Source organism: Dellaglioa sp. BT-FLS60 (assembly GCF_054941065.1).
On sequence record NZ_JBSOLI010000034.1, the window covers coordinates 24,337 to 44,517 of the forward strand.

The 20,181-nt window shown below is 34.3% G+C and carries 23 protein-coding genes; 18 read left to right on the top strand and 5 right to left on the bottom strand.

The window, feature by feature from the left end; genetic code table 11:
• Positions 1 to 15 precede the first annotated feature (15 nt).
• The 4 genes from ACVQ8P_RS05680 to ACVQ8P_RS05695 are packed head-to-tail and all read right to left on the bottom strand — an operon-like array spanning position 16 to position 3,225.
• Positions 16 to 741: an energy-coupling factor ABC transporter ATP-binding protein gene (locus ACVQ8P_RS05680; protein ID WP_462298125.1), complete on the bottom strand. Its 726-nt coding sequence runs from the start codon at positions 739 to 741 to the stop codon at positions 16 to 18.
• 12 nt (positions 742 to 753) lie between these two features.
• A complete protein-coding gene (locus tag ACVQ8P_RS05685; protein WP_462298127.1) occupies positions 754 to 1,566 on the bottom strand; it encodes an energy-coupling factor transporter transmembrane component T in 813 nt (270 codons plus the stop codon).
• Positions 1,544 to 2,545, bottom strand: a complete 1,002-nt coding sequence (cbiM, locus tag ACVQ8P_RS05690) for a cobalt transporter CbiM (RefSeq protein WP_462298128.1) — start codon at positions 2,543 to 2,545, stop codon at positions 1,544 to 1,546. The genes ACVQ8P_RS05685 and cbiM overlap by 23 nt, the downstream gene beginning before the upstream one ends.
• Positions 2,546 to 2,559: 14 nt before the next feature.
• Positions 2,560 to 3,225 (bottom strand): Crp/Fnr family transcriptional regulator, encoded by a 666-nt coding sequence (locus tag ACVQ8P_RS05695; RefSeq protein ID WP_462298130.1) that lies wholly within the window; start codon positions 3,223 to 3,225, stop codon positions 2,560 to 2,562.
• A gap of 304 nt (positions 3,226 to 3,529) precedes the next feature.
• Here ACVQ8P_RS05695 and larA point away from each other — a divergent pair, with 304 nt between their 5' ends.
• The 12 genes from larA to ACVQ8P_RS05755 all read left to right on the top strand — a co-directional run bounded on the left by larA (position 3,530) and on the right by ACVQ8P_RS05755 (position 12,792).
• Positions 3,530 to 4,804, top strand: a complete 1,275-nt coding sequence (gene larA, locus ACVQ8P_RS05700; protein ID WP_462298376.1) for a nickel-dependent lactate racemase — start codon at positions 3,530 to 3,532, stop codon at positions 4,802 to 4,804.
• A gap of 12 nt (positions 4,805 to 4,816) precedes the next feature.
• Positions 4,817 to 5,563, top strand: coding sequence for a nickel pincer cofactor biosynthesis protein LarB (gene larB / locus ACVQ8P_RS05705; protein WP_462298132.1), 747 nt, complete (start codon positions 4,817 to 4,819; stop codon positions 5,561 to 5,563).
• A 13-nt stretch (positions 5,564 to 5,576) separates the two neighbouring features.
• On the top strand, positions 5,577 to 6,356 hold the full coding sequence (gene larC, locus ACVQ8P_RS05710; RefSeq protein ID WP_462298133.1) for a nickel pincer cofactor biosynthesis protein LarC: 780 nt from the start codon (positions 5,577 to 5,579) through the stop codon (positions 6,354 to 6,356).
• A gap of 35 nt (positions 6,357 to 6,391) precedes the next feature.
• Entirely contained in the window at positions 6,392 to 6,829 is a 438-nt protein-coding gene (gene larC2 / locus ACVQ8P_RS05715) for a nickel pincer cofactor biosynthesis protein LarC2 (RefSeq protein ID WP_462298134.1), read from the top strand.
• Positions 6,830 to 6,831: 2 nt separating this feature from the next.
• Positions 6,832 to 7,545: an MIP/aquaporin family protein gene (locus ACVQ8P_RS05720; protein ID WP_462298136.1), complete on the top strand. Its 714-nt coding sequence runs from the start codon at positions 6,832 to 6,834 to the stop codon at positions 7,543 to 7,545.
• Positions 7,546 to 7,562: 17 nt separating this feature from the next.
• Positions 7,563 to 7,898 (top strand): hypothetical protein, encoded by a 336-nt coding sequence (locus tag ACVQ8P_RS05725; protein WP_462298138.1) that lies wholly within the window; start codon positions 7,563 to 7,565, stop codon positions 7,896 to 7,898.
• 17 nt (positions 7,899 to 7,915) lie between these two features.
• Positions 7,916 to 8,746, top strand: coding sequence for an ATP-dependent sacrificial sulfur transferase LarE (larE, locus tag ACVQ8P_RS05730; protein WP_462298378.1), 831 nt, complete (start codon positions 7,916 to 7,918; stop codon positions 8,744 to 8,746).
• 125 nt (positions 8,747 to 8,871) lie between these two features.
• The gene (locus ACVQ8P_RS05735; protein WP_462298140.1) at positions 8,872 to 9,609 is read left to right on the top strand and encodes a TerC family protein; all 738 of its coding nucleotides are present in this window, start codon (positions 8,872 to 8,874) and stop codon (positions 9,607 to 9,609) included.
• An 18-nt stretch (positions 9,610 to 9,627) separates the two neighbouring features.
• Positions 9,628 to 9,951, top strand: a complete 324-nt coding sequence (gene trxA, locus ACVQ8P_RS05740) for a thioredoxin (protein ID WP_462298141.1) — start codon at positions 9,628 to 9,630, stop codon at positions 9,949 to 9,951.
• A 107-nt stretch (positions 9,952 to 10,058) separates the two neighbouring features.
• Positions 10,059 to 10,931, top strand: coding sequence for an NAD(P)-dependent oxidoreductase (locus tag ACVQ8P_RS05745; RefSeq protein ID WP_462298379.1), 873 nt, complete (start codon positions 10,059 to 10,061; stop codon positions 10,929 to 10,931).
• Between the two features lie 233 nt (positions 10,932 to 11,164).
• The gene (locus ACVQ8P_RS05750) at positions 11,165 to 12,061 is read left to right on the top strand and encodes an ATP-binding cassette domain-containing protein (RefSeq protein WP_462298143.1); all 897 of its coding nucleotides are present in this window, start codon (positions 11,165 to 11,167) and stop codon (positions 12,059 to 12,061) included.
• Positions 12,061 to 12,792: a hypothetical protein gene (locus ACVQ8P_RS05755; protein WP_462298144.1), complete on the top strand. Its 732-nt coding sequence runs from the start codon at positions 12,061 to 12,063 to the stop codon at positions 12,790 to 12,792. The genes ACVQ8P_RS05750 and ACVQ8P_RS05755 overlap by 1 nt, the downstream gene beginning before the upstream one ends.
• Before the next feature lie 22 nt (positions 12,793 to 12,814).
• Here the strand turns inward: ACVQ8P_RS05755 and ACVQ8P_RS05760 are convergent, their stop codons facing one another.
• Positions 12,815 to 13,558: a hypothetical protein gene (locus tag ACVQ8P_RS05760; RefSeq protein ID WP_462298146.1), complete on the bottom strand. Its 744-nt coding sequence runs from the start codon at positions 13,556 to 13,558 to the stop codon at positions 12,815 to 12,817.
• Positions 13,559 to 13,893: 335 nt separating this feature from the next.
• Here ACVQ8P_RS05760 and ACVQ8P_RS05765 point away from each other — a divergent pair, with 335 nt between their 5' ends.
• The 6 genes from ACVQ8P_RS05765 to crcB (ACVQ8P_RS05790) all read left to right on the top strand — a co-directional run bounded on the left by ACVQ8P_RS05765 (position 13,894) and on the right by crcB (ACVQ8P_RS05790) (position 20,127).
• Positions 13,894 to 14,982: a DUF871 domain-containing protein gene (locus tag ACVQ8P_RS05765; RefSeq protein ID WP_462298148.1), complete on the top strand. Its 1,089-nt coding sequence runs from the start codon at positions 13,894 to 13,896 to the stop codon at positions 14,980 to 14,982.
• 157 nt (positions 14,983 to 15,139) lie between these two features.
• Positions 15,140 to 17,254, top strand: coding sequence for an MMPL family transporter (locus ACVQ8P_RS05770; RefSeq protein ID WP_462298150.1), 2,115 nt, complete (start codon positions 15,140 to 15,142; stop codon positions 17,252 to 17,254).
• 64 nt (positions 17,255 to 17,318) lie between these two features.
• Positions 17,319 to 18,536, top strand: coding sequence for a sensor histidine kinase (locus ACVQ8P_RS05775; protein ID WP_462298152.1), 1,218 nt, complete (start codon positions 17,319 to 17,321; stop codon positions 18,534 to 18,536).
• Positions 18,533 to 19,156: a response regulator gene (locus tag ACVQ8P_RS05780; protein ID WP_462298154.1), complete on the top strand. Its 624-nt coding sequence runs from the start codon at positions 18,533 to 18,535 to the stop codon at positions 19,154 to 19,156. The genes ACVQ8P_RS05775 and ACVQ8P_RS05780 overlap by 4 nt, the downstream gene beginning before the upstream one ends.
• A gap of 225 nt (positions 19,157 to 19,381) precedes the next feature.
• On the top strand, positions 19,382 to 19,768 hold the full coding sequence (gene crcB / locus ACVQ8P_RS05785; RefSeq protein WP_462298381.1) for a fluoride efflux transporter CrcB: 387 nt from the start codon (positions 19,382 to 19,384) through the stop codon (positions 19,766 to 19,768).
• Positions 19,765 to 20,127 carry a fluoride efflux transporter CrcB gene (crcB, locus tag ACVQ8P_RS05790; RefSeq protein ID WP_462298155.1) on the top strand — a complete coding sequence of 121 codons (363 nt, stop codon included), beginning with the start codon at positions 19,765 to 19,767 and terminating at the stop codon, positions 20,125 to 20,127. Before crcB (ACVQ8P_RS05785) ends, crcB (ACVQ8P_RS05790) begins: the two co-directional genes overlap by 4 nt.
• Positions 20,128 to 20,181 lie beyond the last annotated feature (54 nt).

Consider the following 20,181-nt stretch of genomic DNA (forward strand, 5'->3'; position numbering starts at 1 on the left):
ATCCTTTTCTAGTTTTTAAAGTAAAGCGAAATGCGCTGTTAAATTAGCATTGTCTAAGACAGTTGGAGCCGATTCATCTAAGATAATAGTATGATTTTCTGAGAATTCAACAAATCGTGTTGCATAGGCTTTAATTTGATTAAAATTATGTGTCGACAGGATAATTGTTTTACCAACGTTGTGTAATTCTTGAATAATTGAAATAATAGTTGTTTGAGCTTGTGCTGTTAGTCCTGTGAGCGGCTCATCTAAAATGAGTACATCCGGATTTAAAGATAGCACACTAGCGATGGCAACTAATTTTTTTTCACCACCCGAGAGATGATAAGGCACGCGGTTTTCTAATGCTTTAATATTTAGTAAGCTGAGACAATCAGCCACGCGGTTAGCGACTTCTGCTTCAGAAAGGCCCATTTGTCTAGGTCCAAAAGCAATTTCATCATAAACCGTTGTATTGAATAGTTGAACGTCACTATTTTGAAAAACAAAGCCAATTTGTTGGTGGAACTTTTTAGCATTAGTCGCGTTTTTGAAAAAGTGAGCATTAATTTGTTGATTGTTAAACGTATACTGGCCTTTACTTGGATAAATCAATCCATTCATTAATTTGAATAGAGTGGATTTTCCAGAACCGTTAGGCCCCAAAAGACAGACAAATTCATTTTCTTTGATAACTAAATCAATATTAGCCAAGCTCAATTTATCTGTATAACCATAACTTATATTTGAAAATGAAAACATAATAGGAACCTCCTAATTTAAAAAGAGTGCGATAAAAAAGAGTGTGAGACAAGTCTGTAGAATGTCAGTAAAGTGAACGCCTTGTTTTGTACGAGGAAAATGGTAGTCACCAGTAAATCCACGTGATTCCATGGCACTATACATATCTAAGGCCATACTTTTTGTTTTAAGATACAGATTACCAAACAAGTTTGATAAGGATTGGTATTGGTGTTTATTTGTACCCACTGATCGTAATTCCATCGCTGCAGTCATTGAATAGAGTGACTCTGACAAGACTTTTAAATATTTAATGGTGATATCAATGATGAAAATAAGAATATCTGGGAAATGATATTTTTTTAGAGCCATAATAATATCGAAAAAAGTATTCGTATTGATAAAATAAGAGACTATCGTCAAAATTAATAATGTTTTGATGATGAAAAAAAAGACAGTCGATTCATTTGTTAAAAAAAGACTGGGTAGGATAAATAAAAGTACGAAAAATAGGTTTACCGGAAGTCGTTTTAGTATTTTTAACAGAACGGTTTTTGGTAATAGGGCAATTAAAAAAAATTGATACAGATAAATAAGCCAAATAAACGACAAATTTCGTGAAAGAGAAATGAGCAAAATTAAGATAAACGTCGTCAAAAGTTGAATAAATGAATTTTGATGTGGCAATGGTTGAGACGCTGTTTCTTTGTTATCTGCAAAAAGACTTAATAAATGCAGTAGATGACCTCTATTTTTTTGTAAAAAGGTATTTTGTTGTTTTATGGGTGAATAATTTTCGGATGATGTTAGCCAATCTGGCACATCAAGATGTTTTTGATTTTTCATGTGTCACCAGCTTAAATAAGATAATAAAAATAATAACAGCTGAGAAAGCTGAAAAAATATAACCAATCGGTAATGAGACACCAAATAGTGAGTAATCTTGCAGCAATGGTTTGAAATTAAGACCATGTGCCATCCCTGTAGGCATGTGAGCTTTCAGACCATTTTTCGTTAACGTTGGTAAAATATCGGATGCACTCCATTCGCCCCAAGCTGTTCCTGAAGCGAGTAACCCCAGTGGAGATAGGACTACTAAGCCACCAATTAAAAGATAAAAACGAGTTAATAATTTTTTTGTATTTGATTTTTGGTGATTATCAGCTAAATAAATTGAATTGGGAGAGGCTTTCTTTACAAAAGAGAAAACCAAAACGGTAAAAATAGCTTCAACCCAACCAATAATGAGCAAATGGGTTGAGGTCATTGCGGGAACTGAAATTGAGAGTGGGTAAGGCGAGTACAAAGGATTACCACTTTGATCATGAAAGAGTAGTGGTTGGATGCCTAACTCAATACCCACGATTAAGGCGGCTAAATTGATGCCAAAGTAAGCCCCGATAAAGGCCCCAATCCGATCATGTTTGAAATGTTTAAAAAATAAATAAATGATGTAGCCAAAGAATGGCATGATGAAGGCCATGTTAAAGGCATTTGCACCAAAGGCTAAAATACCACCGTCGCCAAACAGAAGTGCTTGTAAGAGTAAGGCAACGGTAATGGACAAGCAAGCAGCCCACGGCCCTAATAGGATGGCTAATAAGGTTCCGCCAACTGCATGAGCCGTCGTGCCACCTGGTACGGGTAAATTGAACATCATAATTAAAAAAGAAAGAGAAGAAGCAATTCCGAGTAACGGGACTGTTTCTTTTTTTTCTTTAATTTGGCTTTTAACTTTTGAGATGGATATCGCCCAGACAGGAGTCATGGCGACAAACATGGTGATGCAGGTTTGGGGACTAAGGTAATTATCTGGAATATGCATAAGAAACTCCTTTATTAATTGGCGATGAAATCTAGCAAGTAGCTGATATCAGTGATGACAATTTTCCGTTTGATTTTTGAAATTACTTGTTCATTTTCTAATTCCATTAGGATTCGATTCACACTACTTCTGGAGGAAATCCCACAAAAGTTTGCGATGTCTTCATTAGTAATATCAAAATCGATTAAAATACCATTACTAATTTGTTTACCAAAGAGATCAATTAAACTATAAACAAACGCGCAGATGGCCCCTTTTTTCCCATTCATAATCATCCGTTGTGAGCGATAAATATTTTCTGAGAGTTTTTTTCGATAATAGTTTTTTACATAGTTTTGTAATTCAATCGTTGAATTAACGTATTCCCAAAAAGTGACACGATCAATTCTATAAAAAGTTGCTTCTTTTGATTCAATTCGCACATTAAATGGAGAAGAAGTGAACTTTGAAACTTCATCACGTAATAAGGAAATAACATCTGGCTTAGCGATATACGATAAGTTAAATTCGCGACCATCTTGTAGAATAATACTATTTTTGATGATGCCTTCTTTTAATATGTAAGTGTAGCGTTCTTCTAATCCGTTATAAGTTAAATAATTATGTCTTTTCTTGGTAATGGTAGGCACGTTTTTTTCTTCCAAGTAGTTCATTAGAAATTCAATATCAGTTAATACCATAAGGGCCACCTTAATTTTATATTTGTTTACAAGCGACAATACTAATTAGTACATGGAAAGGTAATCAAAAGGGAAAATAATATATCTTGATTGTACACATTTGTTGACAACGATACATGACTAATTGCATAGCAACAGTATAGAGCCAAAGGATAACAAAAAATGACTGATTTAAAGGATACAAATGTTAACAATAAATAGGGGGACAAAATAAGAACGTCAAAAGAGAAAGTTTATATTGGTGACCCATGATATAATTCAAATGTTATAAAAGCAAGCATAGAGAAAGGAAATGACACATAAAATGGTATCAATTAAATTACCATATGACAAAAAGATGATTACTGTGAACATTGCAGACAAAAATTTTGCCGGGAAATTAGTTTCAGAAGCTGCAACATATCATAACGAATTATCTGAGGAGGAGACAGTTGAGGCCTCATTAGACAACCCAATTGGTGGTCCTAAGCTAGAAGAGTTGGCAAAAGGTAAGAAAAATATTGTCATCATTAGTTCAGATCACACTCGTCCAGTCCCTTCAAAAATTATTACACCTATCTTATTAAGAAGAATTCGGTCAGTTGCACCAGATGCTAGAATTCGTATCTTAGTTGCAACCGGATTCCATCGTGCTTCAACGCATGAAGAACTTGTTGATAAATATGGTGAAGAAATTGTCGCAAATGAAGAAATCGTGATTCATGATTCTGAAGATGATAGCTCAATGGCAAAAATTGGGACATTACCTTCAGGTGGTGAATGCATTGTGAACAAAGTGGCTGTAGAAGCTGATTTACTTTTATCAGAAGGCTTCATTGAATCGCATTTCTTTGCTGGATTCTCAGGTGGACGTAAATCTGTATTACCTGGTGTTGCTTCATATAAAACAATTCTAGCTAATCATTCAGGACCTTTTATTAATTCTCCTAAAGCAAGAACTGGGAATATTAGTCATAATCCTATTCATAAAGATATGGTCTATGCTGCAAAAACGGCTAACTTACAATTTATTATTAATGTCGTTTTAGATGAAAATAAAAAAATTATCGGTTCTTTCGCAGGAGATTTGGAAGAAGCACATGCAGAGGGTTGTGCCTTTGTTAAACGCTTATCAGAAGTCCCTAAGGTTGAAAGTGATATTACAATCTCAACTAATGGAGGTTATCCATTAGATCAAAATATCTACCAAGCGGTTAAAGGGATGACATCTGCTGAAGCCACAAATAAAGAACACGGCATTATTATCATGGTTGCGGGTTCTCGTGATGGTCATGGTGGTGAAGGTTTCTACCATAATATTGCTGATTGTGATGATCCTAAAGAATTTTTAGATAAGGCGATTAATACACCCAAATCTGAAACAGTTCCTGATCAATGGACGTCACAAATTTTGGCAAGAATCTTAGTTAATCATGATGTGATTTTTGTCTCTGATTTGGTTGATCCAAAGTTAATTTCAGATATGCATATGAAGTTGGCTAAGACAATCGACGAAGCCCTAGCAATGGCTTACGCAATTGAAGGCGCAGATGCTAAAGTTGCCGTTATCCCTGATGGTTTAGGCGTTATCGTTAAATAAAGGAAAATAAAAATGGAACAAAACAATTTGAAAGAGTTATTAATGTCAGTTGCATCTGGTAAAGCTGACGTTGCAGATGCTATGGATACAATTAACAATTCCGGGTTTGAAGAGCTTGATTTTGCTAAGGTCGACTTATCTCGTGAGAAGCGAAATGGGTATCCAGAAGTCATTTATGGCGAGGGTAAAACAGCAGAACAAATCATTGGCATCATGCAAGTCATGGCACAAAATAAATTGAATATTTTAGGAACGCGTATTTCAAAAGAAAAATTTGACATCATCAAACAATCTGAGAAAAATGCGATTTATTTTGAAAAAGCAAGATGTGTGACCGTTACAAATCATGAAATGCCAACAACTGAAAGTTATGTGGCAATTGTAACTGCAGGTACGTCAGATATGAATGTTGCGGAAGAAGCAGCTGTTACCGCCGAAACATATGGTAACAAAGTTGAACGCGTGTATGACGTTGGCGTTGCAGGGATTGGTCGGTTATTCAAACGGCTTGATGTCATTCAAGGCGCAAAAGTCGTGATTGTTATCGCTGGTATGGAGGGCGCTTTAGCTAGTGTCGTGGGCGGTTTAATTGATGCACCGTTAATTGCTGTGCCAACAAGTGTTGGTTATGGGACTAGCTTTGGCGGCGTTACGCCGTTGTTAACAATGTTGAATAGCTGTGCATCGGGTATTACTGTCGTTAATATCGATAATGGCTTTGGTGCAGGGTATTCAGCCAGTATGATGAATCATTTATAGAAAGGAACACACTATGCATACATTATATTTAGATGCTTTTTCAGGGATTAGTGGCGATATGTTCATTGGCGCTTTACTTGATTTAGGGATTGATTTTGAAACGTTTAAACAACAATTAGCCAAGATTAACGTAGCAGGTTATGAGTTGGAAAATGAAAAAATTTCAAAAAGTAGTATTTTTGGAACTAGTTTTGATGTTCATATGCATCACGGTGAAAAAGATCATGGCTTCATTGAAGACCATGAACATCATCATCACGATCATGACGTGAGACATTTAGCTGATATTTTAAAAATTATTCAAGATAGTGAGTTAAAAGAGTCAATTAAAGAGCAAGCCAGTGATGTTTTTACTGAAATTGCAAAAGCAGAAGCGGTTGTGCATCATGTCGAAATTTCTGAAATTCATTTTCACGAGGTTGGCGCATTAGATTCAATTGTTGATATTATTGGTTGTTTTGTTGCATTAGATTTATTAGGCGTTGATCAGGTTATTTCATCTCCTTTAACTGATGGAAGTGGGTTTATTGATGTTGCTCATGGCAGGATGCCAGTTCCGGTTCCGGCTGTGATGCAAATGCGAGTGGGCAGCCAGATTCCAATCAAGCAGGATGCATCAATTCATACAGAATTGATTACACCAACTGGTATGGGTATTGTGAAAAATATTGTATCGGAATTTAGTGAAATACCAAGTGAATTAATGGTTGAAAAAGTGGGTTATGGATTTGGTAAAAGAGAAACAGGCGGATTCAACGCATTACGTGTCTTATTACTCAAAAAAAAAAACTAAGTTCACAAATTATCGATCAAAATAATGATTCTGTTATGAGTATTGAGGCCAACATTGATGACCAAACCGGTGAACAGTTGGGTTATTTAATGAAAAAATTGATGGCTGAAGGCAGTTATGATGCCTTTTTTACACCCATTCAAATGAAAAAAAATCGTCCAGCTTATAAAGTAACTGCGTTGTGTCACCCGTTAGACCAAGAAAAAATGACTAAATTATTTTTAAAATATACAAGTACATTGGGCGTTCGCTACCAAACGTTCAATCGAACAATCATGAAAAGACACTTTGATTCTGTAAAAACAGAATATGGGGTTGTTGGAATAAAAATAGCGACTTATGAAGAAATTGAAAAATATAGCCCTGAATATGATGATTGTGAAAAGATTGCAAACGATAATGATTTATCATTATCAGAGGTTTATCAATTGGTTTCAAATGAGTGGCAAAAAAATAAAAAAGAGGTAATTTAAATATGTTGCATCAAATGATATCGGAATTTTTAGCTACAGGCTTAATGTGTGTGTTCGGGACAGGAGTTTTCTGTAATAACGTCTTAAAAGGATCAAAATATCGTGGTTCAGGTGATATTTTTGTTGTTACAACATGGGGATTTGGGATTACCGTTGCTTTATTCGTATTTGGTAATGTGTCATTAAATCCAGCAATGGTTTTGGCACAATGTATTTTAGGCAATGTACCTTGGATGCAATTCATTCCACTCTCAGTAGCTGAAGTTTTAGGTGGTATGTGTGGATCATTACTTGTTTACGTCATGTATAAAGATCAATTTAAAGCATCTGAAGGCGAAGTTAGCCCAACGGCTATTCGTAATATTTTCAGTACAGCACCAGAAATTAGAAATTTACCACGTAACTTTTTTGCTGAATTCGTGGCAACATTTATTTTTATTAGTTCAATTTTAGCAATTTCTGAAACGAAATCAGCAGGCGTTGTTCCAATTGGCGTTGGTATCTTAACATGGGCTGTTGGTATGGGACTTGGTGGGACTACTGGGTTCGCAATGAATATTGCTCGTGATTGGGGTCCAAGATTAGCGCATGCTGTTATTCCATTCAAAAACAAAGCAACTAGTGACTGGAAATATGCACTTGTTGCACCTGGCTTAGGATCAATCTGTGGTGGTGTGGTTGCAGCGTTATTTATGCATTCATACTTTAATATTTAGTAAGGGATAAGTGAAAAATGAAAACTGATATGCAAATGAGTTTATACAAAGATTCATTCGAAAGATTATTGCATTTATATAATCATGCTATTTTTTCAACCTCTTTAACAGGGACTAAATTGGCCTTATTAGAAGAAAGCTACTCAGAATTTACGTTAATTCAAAATATTTATGTTTCATTATCAGATGATTTAAAAGAACGCTATGAATCAATTAATGAAATGGTTTGTCAATGTACAAACAAATTAAATGATGCCTTTATTAACAATATTGATAGTGTTAAATGGACATCTGATGACGTACTAAAAGAACAATACAAGCAATTAACTGAATTATCTGCACAAATAAAATAATGGAAGAAGAAATGATAATGACAACTATTGATGAAAAAGAACAAGCAATCGTAACTAACTTAAATAAAATGAATAAGGTGATTGTTGCCTTTTCAGGTGGTATTGATAGTACTTTAGTTTTAAAAATGGCTTTGAAGACACTTGGTAAAGAAAATGTTTTGGCTGTTATTGCCAATTCAGAACTTTTCACAAATGAAGAATACGATAAAGCAATCGCACTTGCTGAAGCAATGGGCGCAACTGTTTATGGGACTGAATTGAACTATTTATCAGATGTTCATATTAGCAATAACACACCAGATAGTTGGTACTATTCTAAAAAAATGTTTTATGATGCCTTGAATAAGATTGCTTTAGAAAAAGGGTATGATGCTGTTTTAGATGGTATGATCATGGATGATAATAACGATTTTAGACCTGGATTAAGAGCTAGAGATGAAGCTAACGCTAAGAGTATCTTGCAAGATGCTGATCTTTACAAGACAGATGTGCGTGAGTTAGCTCAAAAGTTGAACTTAAACAACTGGAACAAAGTTGCCTCATGTTCAGTATCATCACGTTTTCCATACAATACTAAATTAACGTTAGATAATATCAAATTAGTGATGGATTCTGAACATTATCTTCGCGGTTTAGGTTTCACAACTGTTCGGGTTCGTTTCCACGGGGATGTTGCTCGTGTTGAAGTACCTGCAGAACAATTAAATGGGTTACTTGCTTTGAATGAAGACGTAAATGCTAAATTAACTGATTTAGGATTTAAATATGTCACTATGGATCTTAAAGGATTCAAGAGTGGACGTATGAACCAAGTTCTTTCTGACAAACAATTGAAAATGTATGCTTAATAATTAAGTGAAAGGAGTGGTAGCTAATTAGCTGTCACTCCTTTTTTTGCATAAATGTTGAATTGCTGTATAATTACTTTCTACAGTTGTTCATAAAACTTATTAAAAGAAAGTATGAGAATTAAATGTTAACAAACTTATATGGACCATTTTTTGACCTCAATAATTGGAAAACAGTAGTTGAATCTAGTAGTGATTGGATGATTATTCTGTCATTAGCCGTAATCGAATGTTTATTATCAGTAGATAATGCCATCGTATTGGCCGCACAAACACAAAAATTACCGCAAAAAAAAGACCAAGAAAAAGCCTTGTTTTATGGATTATGGGGCGCTTATATTTTTCGCTTTATCATTATAGGAATTGGAACATTTTTAATTGATTTTTGGGAAATCAAAGTGATTGGAGCTGGGTATCTAATCTATTTATCAGCCCATTACTTTTTCTCAAAAGTTAAGACACCAAAACCTAAATCAGAGAAAAAAGGGAATGGACGTAAAGGGCCCTTCTCATTGTTCTGGTCAGTTGTTATTTCAATTGAAATGATGGATATTGTCTTTTCAATCGATTCAGTTTTAGCTTCATTAGCTATTTCAACGAATCCAGTTGTCGTTTTGATTGGTGGGATGTTTGGTATTTTAGCGATGCGTGGCATTGCAACATTGATTATGAAATTAATGAAGATTGTGCCAGAACTAGAATCAATGGCCTATTTATTAATCGCGTTGATTGCGGTGAAATTATTTGTTTCAATACCACAGATTGGTATTGAAATTTCATCTATTCTTTTTGCTGGAATTGTCTTTGGCGCAATTATAGTAACAACATTGATTCACATGTACAATATTCAGAATAAAAAATAATGAAATGAAGGTGACAACATGGTTACGAAAGTAACAGATAAAACGTTGGCAGAACATACGAATTCAGGATTAACAATTGTTGATTTATGGGCTCCTTGGTGTGGCCCTTGTTTAATGATGGAGCCTGTCATTGATGAATTAGAGCAAGAATTCAAAGTTGATATGCAATTCGTAAAATTGAACATTGATGAGAATAAAGAAACGGCATTAGAATACGATGTTATGAGTATTCCTAGTTTCTTACTTTTCAAAGATGGTAAAGCAATTGAAAAAGTAGTTGGTTATCATGATAAAAGTGAATTTTCAAAATATTTAAGTGAAAAAGTGGCACAAAATAAATAGCGACGCGTAAGGTAACTATCAGTAGATGTGATGGTTACCTTTTTTAGTCGAAATGGTGGGCGATTTCTAGGGTAAGTGGCATAATAGAGGAAACGATTAAAGAGGAGATTATTATGAAAAAAATTGGATTTGTTGGAACCGGCGTCATGGGTGCCGCGATTGTTAGTAATTTATTGAAAGCAGATTATTCTGTGACGGTGTTTAATCGAACAAAATCAAAAACAGATACTTTAGTTAGCCAAGGTGCTATTTGGGCTGATTCTCCTCAAGCAGTGGCAGAAAAAAGTGATATTGTCTTTTCAATGGTTGGTTTTCCGGCTGATGTTCAAGCTATTTATTTTGAAGAAAATGGTATTTTTGCTGGAGCTAAAAAGGGGACAATCGTTGTTGATATGACAACAAGTACACCTACGTTAGCTAAAAAAATTGGTGATTACGCGGAGAGTCATGAGTTATTTGCATTGGACGCTCCTGTTTCTGGTGGTGATATTGGGGCTAAAAATGCAAAATTAACAATTATGGTTGGTGGAACGAGTGACATTTATGAACAAGTTAAACCTATTTTTGAAAAAATGGGCACAACAATTGCTCTTTTCGGTGCCTATGGTTCAGGGCAGCACGCTAAAATGGCTAATCAAATTATGATTGCTGGAACAATGACCGGAATGACTGAATTGTTGGTTTACGCAAAAGCAGCCAATTTAAATTTAGAAAGTATTGTTAAAACGGTTGGCGGTGGTAGTGCTGCTAACTGGAGCCTTGCTAATTACGCACCACGTATTTTAAAAGAGGATTATACGCCAGGATTTTTCGCAAAACATTTCCTAAAAGATTTACGTATTGCGTTGGATGAAGCAGAAAAAATGAATGTTAATTTACCTGCAACAAAAGAAGCTAAGATTTTATATGAAAAATTAGTTGATGAAGACAACTTAGGTAACGATGGGACACAAGCGTTAGTGAAATTATGGTGGAAATAGAAAAGTTAAATGAAGACATTGAAAAATAAGTAAGTATTGAAAGTTGATTATATTTCTGGTTGTTAAAAAACACAGAAATATAATCAGCTTTTTTAGTTGAAATACCCCCTTGAAACGTACATATAGCAGCACTGCAACGTTAAGTTGCGTGCTTGTCATCTATAATTATCTGGCGTATCTATTTACATAGTTCTAAGTATCACTAATAATTAATTTAAGGAGGAAGTTAAAAAATGAAAAATATTTTTTTAGATCAATTAATAGCATTGAGAAGAGAAAAACAATTATCTCAGCAAGATTTAGCCCGAAAATTATACGTTTCTCGTCAATCAATTTCAAAGTGGGAGAATGGACAAGCTGAACCTGGAATTGATAAGTTAATTAGTTTATCAGAAATTTTAGGCGTTAGTTTAGATGCATTACTTTTAGGGAAAAATAATTCTAAAGAAGCTTTATTAAAAATAAGTGCCTTAAAAAAAGCCTTTGACAAACCTGTGTTAAATGGAATCGATTTAACAGTTTATGAAAAAGATAGAATTGCGCTTTTAGGGAGTAATGGTTCAGGAAAATCGACACTAGTAAAAATTATCTATGGCGAAGAAAAAGCTGATAGCGGGCACCTTGAAAGTTTAATTGATAATAAAAATGATTTAAATATTATGTCCCAGGAAAATGTCCTGCTAGGTGATTTAAAAGTCATTGAGCATGTTCAACTGGCTTCATTAATTGATCAAGTCTATTCTAAAGAATTCGTAAGTCAGATGCTTGAAAAATTTCAACTACAAGATGTCATGAATACTTTTGTTAGAAAATTATCTGGTGGTCAAAAGCGCCGGTTAGCGTTAATGCTTAGTTTGTTAAGGCCCTCTAAGTTATTAATTTTAGATGAACCAACAGTTGGGATGGATTTGCAATCGATTGATTTTTTTTGGCAACATTTAGATCATGTTAACGGAAGTGTCATCACGATTACACACGACTTTAACCAAATTGATAAATACTTTTCACGAGTTTTGTTACTTAAAAATGGAAAAATTGATCAGGATGTTTCTGTTACTAAAATTCATGGACACAATCAAACCATTGAACAATGGTACCGTCACTTTAACGATGAGAAAGGACGAGCATAATGGCTATATTCATTCAACTTAAACAAGTCATGCGTAATAAACGATTTTTATTTTTCACCATTGTGATTCCTTCTCTTTGGTATTTATTTATGATTAATTTGGCTAAAGATAATTCTACAATAATGCCAGAAGCAGAAAAACAAGGATTCTTTTTAATTGCTTGTTTATTTGGAATTATGGGGAACTCTATCGTAACCTTTAGCAAAAAAATTAACGGTAGTAAACGATATTACTTACTTAAAAGTAAAACATCACATTATTCTATCTGGAATTTTATGTTTGATCAATTACTGATTCAACTCATTATTAACGTGATAATCAGTTTAATTATTAGTATTATTGGATCCATTTTAGGGGCTATTATAATTAACATTACCTTGTTTGAACTAATAGGTTTATTAAGTATCTTAGGAATTTATTTTAGTGCCATTGGATTTGCTCTTGGATTAACGATGGATTCTGTTGCTTTAGATGCGGGTGGTTTTCCGCTAATGGTCATTGTAGCACTATTAATAGTGCCATTTTACACGTTTAGTAGTGGGTGGTTTGTTCACTTAATTACTAATATTCAGAGTGCTTTTCCTGGGTATTATTTATATCAAATTAATTCAGAATTAATTAAGCATACAGTGATAGACATTGATTTAATGAAATTTTTAATCTCATTTTTTGTGACACTTATGCCATTTATGGGTGTCATTTGGGTGAAATTAATTAAAAAGGCGCAGTGATTATAGTCAGTTAAACTGTATTTTAATGGTTAAATAATTTAACCACTAAATTTGTAATTAGTAATAAAAAGAGCATCAAAATAGTAATCAAACTAGTGCGTAAAGCGAGATTAGTTAATAAGGTCATTAGTAGCGTTTGTTGGTTAAATAGGGCAAACAGATAATAAATAATAATAGCTAAAAATGCCAGTAAACTAAATCCAAGACCAAATCCTTGTCTGTCAGCTGAGCTTAAGTCGAACCCACCAACTGTGATGGACGTTGTGATCAACAGCCACACGATGAAGTTTAATGCCCAATTTTGAAATAATGATGTGAATAAATAAAAAAATGATTGTGTATTGAATGTTTTGTTTAGTAGCATTGTGGATAATAGATTAAAAGATTGGGGTAAAAGTAAGGCGAAAAGGCCAATGATTACGGCTGAACAGCCAATAATAGGGGCAATTCCAGCCATTGCCGTACCAATTTTACCTCTTAAATTTTGGGGTGAATTATAGCTGACGAATCCAAGTGAGTTATCGCCCATCTCTGGATGAGGTCGTTTAATTAATTTAATTTGAGTGATATGGAATCGAAAAATAAAAGCCATTATGGCGTGACTAGCTTCATGGATGATAATGCCAATAGAACCCAAATATAATTGTTGGTTTAAGGATAACTGTTTTTTTGTATTACGATTCACAGCAGTTAGTAAAAAGGCGGCCACAAGAAGAGGCCCCACACTGAGGCCAATTAATTGTAGTAAAGTAGTGAGTATTGTCATATTTTGACTCCTTTGTGATTTATATTTTAGCACACCTTTAAAAAATAAAAACAAAAAAAGAGACTGCTGGGAAGGCAGTCTCTAGGGAGTAAGTTGTAGAGCTAATAAATTAGCTCTCTCTTTCATTACTTTGGAGGAGAAATGAAAAAGTATAAAGGTTAGTTATTTATGTTGTTTTGGGATAAGTTCACTATACAACACGAACCTTAAAATAACCTTAATATTAAGGAATTCTTTAAAAATAATCCAAATAAATCATAGAATACGCTTTCAAATGAGAAAAATAACCTTTATACTATTGGTATAGACCTTAATAATATTTAGGAGGAATAACGATGGGAAAATTAGGCGTTTCAATTTATCCAGAACGATCAAACTTTAAGGACGATGCAGCGTATTTAGATTTAGCTAGTAAATATGGGTATAAGAGAGTTTTTACGAGTTTACTACAAGTGACTGATGGTAAAGATAAGGTATTAGCTGAATTTAAAAAGACTGTTGATTACGCAAATCAACTGGGCATGGAAGTCATGGTTGATATTAATCCTGATTTGTTTGAACAATTAAATATTAGTTATCAAGATTTAAAATTCTTTGATGACATGGGTGCATACGGTGTTCGATTAGATTTAGGATTTACTGGGGCAGAAGAAGCCGCAATGACTCGCAATCCATATAATTTAAAAATTGAAATTAATATGAGTTCTGGGACTAATTATGTGGATAACATTATGAGTTATTCACCAAAAAGAGAAAATTTATTAGGATCACACAATTTTTATCCACATGAATACACAGGATTGGCGTATAACTTTTTTGTTGCTTGTAGTGAGAAGTTCCGAAAATATAATTTAAATACGGCAGCCTTTGTGAATGCTAACTCAGCAACTTTCGGTCCTTGGCCAACGGCGGATGGGTTATGCACATTGGAAGATCATCGTCATTTAGAGATTGCCACACAAGTTAAACACATGTTGATGACGGATTTAATTGACGATGTGATTATCGCTAACGCGTATGCTTCAGAAACTGAATTAAAATCTGCTGCGGAAGCATTTAATGCCAATTATCCAACCCTTAAGATTGAAACAGTTGACGATGTAACTGATCTTGAAAAGAAAGTTTTACTCGATAGTATGCACAGTTACCGTGGTGATCGCTCAGATTATCTGTTACGTTCAACGATGACACGGGTTATTTATAAAGATAAAGCGTTCCCTGCACATAACACGAAACAAATTAAGCGTGGGGATGTCTTAATTGATAATGAAGGATATGGACAGTACAAAGGTGAAACACAAATTGCCTTAAAAGAAATGAAAAATGATGGTCGGGTGAATGTTGTTGGCCGCATTACGGATGATGAATTATTCTTACTCGATTTCTTAAAACCATGGAGTCAGTTTAAATTGAGTCAAGCTTAATAAGAGTTATGTAATTAAAGTCCTTGTGGAGCAAGGGCTTTTTATTTTGGGTTGATTTTCCCTAAAGGGAACTAAAAATCTTCCCAATGGTCCATTATCTTAAAGGCTAAGCCTTGTTAGAATAAACTCATGCAATTAAAGAGGAGGAAATATTATTTTGACAAAAGGGTTAGATAAATTAAGTGATTTTATATATCGACATGCGGTAATAACGATTGTACTTGTTTTAGCTATATTAGGGATTGTAGGTGGTGTGGCGGCAACTCAGGGGGCTAGTTTTTCAGGGAATAGTCTGGAAATAAACGGAACTGAAGCGCAAAAAGCATTAAATATTGTCACGACCGATTTTAGTGATACGGCACCAACTGGAGCAACAGAAAAAATAGTTTTAAAAGCAAAATCGGGGAAGTTAACCGATGCTAAACAAGACGTAGCAATCACACGCCTTGCTAAAAAAGTAAGTGAAGATAAAAATGTTAAAGTAATTGTAACACCAAAGCAACAACAAAATTTGGTCAAAAAGGCTAAATATGGTTATTTGACTGTTATTTATAAGCAAAAAAAAGAGTCTGTTAAACAAGCGTCTATTAATCGCTTAGTTAAAGCGACTAATGTCACTCGTTCAGCAGGTATTCAAACTGAACTTAGTGGTGATTTAACGATAAATGCAATGGATACAGGTGAAAAATCAGAGATGTACGGGCTAATTTGTGCTGTTATTGTACTTGCTATTACTTTTGCTTCTTTATTAGTTGCTGGGATGTCCATTATATCAGCAATATTAGGACTTGGACTTAGTATTTTGGGTACGGTAATTATGTCAAACTTCATTACAATTAGTTCAGCAGATTTATCATTAAGCGGTATGGTTGGACTTGCTGTGGGAATTGACTATGGGTTGTTTATCATTTCTCGTTATCGTGAAGAATTAAAATCAGGTCATACCCGACAGTTAGCGCTACGGAGAGCATTAACAATTGCTGGAAAATCCGTTATTTTTGCGGGAGTTACTGTCATGGTTGCGTTACTGGCGATGAGTACGTTAGGTATTGAATTTTTAACAATTATGGGAATTTGTGGGGCGCTGTCAGTATTGACGGCAATGTTCACTGCGCTGACATTTATTCCAGCAACTTTAGTATTAATGGGTAAATATGGAACAGGTGAGAAGCGTAATCGATTATTCGGTGTATTAAGCAAATGGAATCGGGATAAAGGTTATGGAAATTTTGTTGCTAAGCACAGTATATTACTATCATTAATGGTAGTTATAGGATTAATTGGTGCAGCAATCCCTTTTAGTCAAATAAATTTAGGATTACCAAATGATTCAGTTAAAAGTAGCCATTTTACAGAGCGACGTGCCTATGATTTGATGACTGAAGGATATGGTAAAGGAAATTCTGCTACATTAGTGGTGTTAATTGAAACTAAAAATACAGACCAAGTAGCTAAGGCAACTGCAAAACTAAAGAGTGACAAAAATGTTGTTAGTGAAACACCAGCTGTAACAGGTAATGGTAAAAGTGGTCACTATTATATGATTGCGGTCACACCTAAAGATGATGGTAATAATGTTAAAACTAAAAATTTGGTTTATCAGATTCGATCTCAATCAGAGAAACAGGGCATGCCCAAAATGTTGGTGACAGGATCAACGGCTATTAATATCGATATGTCGGATATGTTGATGAAAGCCTTACCTAAGTTTGCTATTATTATTGTTGTATTTGCATTCTTATTATTGATGACAATTTTTCGTTCTTTACTTATTCCATTCGTTGCAGTTGGTGGGTTTATTTTATCACTATTAGCGACGTTAGGAGCACTAGTGTTTGTAACACAGCAGGGTCATGGTATGGGGTTGATTGGTTTGAGTGTTAAAATGCCAGTCCTTAATTTTGCGCCAGTTATTTTAATTGGAATTTTATTTGGTTTAGCCATGGATTATGAGGTCTTTTTGGTCAGTCGAATAAGAGAAGTATATGATCAAACGCATGATACTAAAACTGCCGTTATTGAAGCACTTCGGACTAATGGTAAAGCGGTATTTGCCGCAGCCTTAATCATGACTGCTGTATTCATGGGATTTGTGTTTGCTGGTGATTCAACAGTGAAGTCGATTGGGTTAGCACTCTCATTTGGGATTTTCTTTGATGCCTTTATTGTTAGAATGATTTTAGTACCATCAATGATTATTTTATTTGGAAAAGCAAATTGGTACTTTCCTAAATGGTTAGATAAAATCCTACCAAATATGAAACTAGAATAATTAATGATAAGATGGCTATATAGGTTTATACGTTGAGGTTATTTTTGTAATTGGAGGGACTATATTGGATGATGAATTACGGCTGCAGATGCAGCAACTTTTCTTTTGTAGAGGTCGTTGGCTAGTTGCCGGATTATTGACAATTGTTTATTTAATTGCACTTATCACAGAATATCCGAATCCTACGCTGGAAACTTATGATGCTGGCTATTTAATGTTTGGACATTTATTAATTTTATTAGGTGCAAAGCAAATCTTAAAAAAATCTAATCAATATGTACTGATGAGCATGCAAATTGTTGTTTCAGTTGGCATGGCGTTTTTGATGAATAATGTTAATGCATCACTTTGTTACTTAATTGGTGTCGTAATAGTATTTGTTATTGAAGATATATCGTTGTCATTACATCAACCTTATTATTTCTTTTCTAAATTAGTTTGGGGTTATGCAATTACTATTATATTAGCTGGTTTGTTAGTTGGTATAATCATAGGGCCATTGATTAATAGTTTTTACATTTTAGAAGCTATTTCTGCAATTATGTTTTTGTCCTACTATATTTACAAAGCGGTTTATGACAGCAAATACCAAGCTCTGCAATTGTCACAACTGAATGTTGAATTGAATGCTGCCTATAAACAAGTTAGTAAGTTTACTGTTGTGGAAGAACGTCAAAGAATGGCGCGTGATCTGCATGACACGTTAACTCAAGATTTAGTAGGTATTGGTATGGAGCTTGCAATAACGGAATCTTATATTGATAGCGAACAATATGAAAAAGCTAAAAATAGACTTAAGCAGATACAGAAATTAACGTCTAGTTCAATTAAGGAATCACGCAGTATGATTGAAACGTATCGGGGTATCACTTCTGAAAATGCTAAGGTTAGTTTGAGGTCACACGTGATAGAACAAACTGCATTATTAGAGGTTAAGTATGGTTTGAAAACAATTGTTGATATTAATGATGATTTGATGTTGACAGGTGATTTATTGATAGATGTCATTCGGATGATTAACGAAGCACTCATGAATGTTATTAAGCATGCCAATATTTTAAATGCTCAGGTTGGTGCCATTCTTATTAGTGGGCAATTGATTATAGATATTGAAAATAATGGTGATTTATTTCCAAATGGTGGACGGACACGTAAAGACCATTATGGTTTGGTGGGAATGCGTGAGCGTGCACAAAGTCATGGCGGCGATATTAAAATTCTTAGTACGTCAGAAGAGGGTACGGTTGTACGAATTAAAGTTGAAATGGGGGATACAGAATGAACACGGTAATGGTTGTTGATGATCACCCAATTGTACGAAATGGTTTGGAAATGATGATTAATATGAATCCACAATTAACCGTTGTTGGTGTCGCCGTAGATGGGATTGATGCTCAGTCTAAATTGGCAGAATTAGATGAAATTCCTGATTTAATTCTAGTAGATCTACGATTACCAAAAATGGCCGGATTTGATTTAATAAAACAGCTTGCAGGGCAAACGAGAATAGTTGTGCTATCAACTGAAATAGATAATGATGTTGTTAAGAATATGATGAACTATGGTATTCGAGGATATCTGTTAAAAAGTGAAGAACCGGCTAAAATAGTTGATGAAGTTGTGAGAGTGCTTAATGCGGATGATTATGTGGCTGTTAGTAATGAAGTTACTAAAAAGATGATGGCGTTAAACGAAAATCCAGAAAATGAAATTAAGTTGACCGAAAAACAAATTGATCTATTAAAAAACGTTGCTGATGGGATGACAAATAAAGACATTGCCGGAGAAATGTTTGTGACCGATCGGACTGTGAAGTTATATCTAACAGAAATTTATGAGACGTTAAATGTTACCAATCGGGCACAAGCAATTGCAGTTGCTGTAAAACTTAATTTATTATGATTGTATTGCCATGTCGTTAATATAATTAAGAAACCAGTGTTAAAGTTTTCAAAAACTAAGAAACGTAGAAGTGCTCAAGGTAATTACTTTGGGTTCTTCTACGTTTCTTTTAATAAAGTATTAATAAATATTAAGATGATTATTTTATCCGTTGTATTAATGTAAAAATTCGGTAAAATAAGGTATTAGACATCAATAAATAAGAAGGTATTTAAATTGAATTATATGATTATCGCAATATTTGCCTTTTTTGGCGGAATAAGTCGGTATTTACTAGGTTTAACCATTGTTAAACCAGATGGCTTCCCACTTGGGACACTTATGATTAATTTAGTTGGCTGCTTTATTTTGGCGTTCTTGGTTCAATATATTGAAACGACTGAGAAAGTGCCGGCATGGCTAACACTAGGAATGAAAACTGGCTTTATTGGTGCTTTTACGACTTTTTCAACTTATAGTTTAGAAGCGGTAACGTTAATTGAAATGCAACAATGGACTTATGCAATTATTTATATCGTGGTTACGATTGTTGGTGGCCTTTCCTTAACGCTACTGGGTTATTTACTTGGAAATCGAGTTGGTGATTGGCGAATGGAGCGTGAACACTCATGATGATTTTATTAGTCGGATTGGGAGCTGCAGTCGGAGCTATGCTCAGATATGGCTTAACTAATCTTAGCAATCAATTGTTAACTGATAAATTTCCGGTTGGGACTTTGTCCATTAATTTAATAGGGTGTTTAATTTTAGGGATTTTAACAGGACTTAATTTATCCAATCCAATGTTAGTTTTACTTGGGACAGGAACAATGGGCGGTTTTACGACTTTTTCAACTTATAATTTTGAATTGATTAAGTTAATTAAAAGTCAAAAAGTTTCATTCTTTATGATTTATTTATTAGTTAGTTATATTATTGGTGGCTTGATGACTTTTTTAGGATTAGTTATTGGGCGCCAAATTGGTGGCTAAATGACGGTATTCAATCGTAATGTATGATACGATAGTAAAGATAGGAGTGTGAAT